Here is a 419-nt window from a genome sequence, read left to right on the forward strand (position 1 = left end):
CCTGCATGCCCGCGAAGATGTAGCCGTCCATTGGCTGCGGAGGCTCATCCGATCCACTCAACGTCTGATACAAGCCGCGAAGGTCGAGCACGCGATTGGCCTGTCCGACAATGCCGTTGGCCTTGAGCTCCGGGCTGGGCTCAGCCAGCTGCTCGAGCACCACGGGCCGCAACCCGGCCAGGGCCAACTCCCCCGCCACCAGCAGGCCGTTGGGACCCGCGCCCGAGATGACGACATCTACCTGATCTGTTGTGTGTTTCAATTCTTCCCTCCCGGTTCAGGCAGGCCCGCGGCCACCGCCGCGAACCCTTTGCGCAGCAGTGACGTGAAAGACACTGGTGGATCGGAGTTTCCGTAGACGTCCATCGCGACATCGCCGACCGCCCGTACGATGGCGGCGACGAGTCGCGGGTACATAT

1 protein-coding gene is annotated in these 419 nt (G+C 64.2%); it reads right to left on the bottom strand.

Features of this window, described 5'->3' with window-relative positions; translation table 11 throughout:
* Positions 1–262 (bottom strand): FAD-dependent monooxygenase (locus tag RM572_RS29440; protein ID WP_311676396.1); only part of this gene is annotated, 262 nt, incomplete at its 3' end.
* Between the last annotated feature and the right edge of the window lie 157 nt (positions 263–419).

It is taken from the genome of Streptomyces hazeniae (genome assembly GCF_031845485.1).
In the GTDB taxonomy this organism is placed as follows: Bacteria; Actinomycetota; Actinomycetes; order Streptomycetales; family Streptomycetaceae; genus Streptomyces; species Streptomyces hazeniae.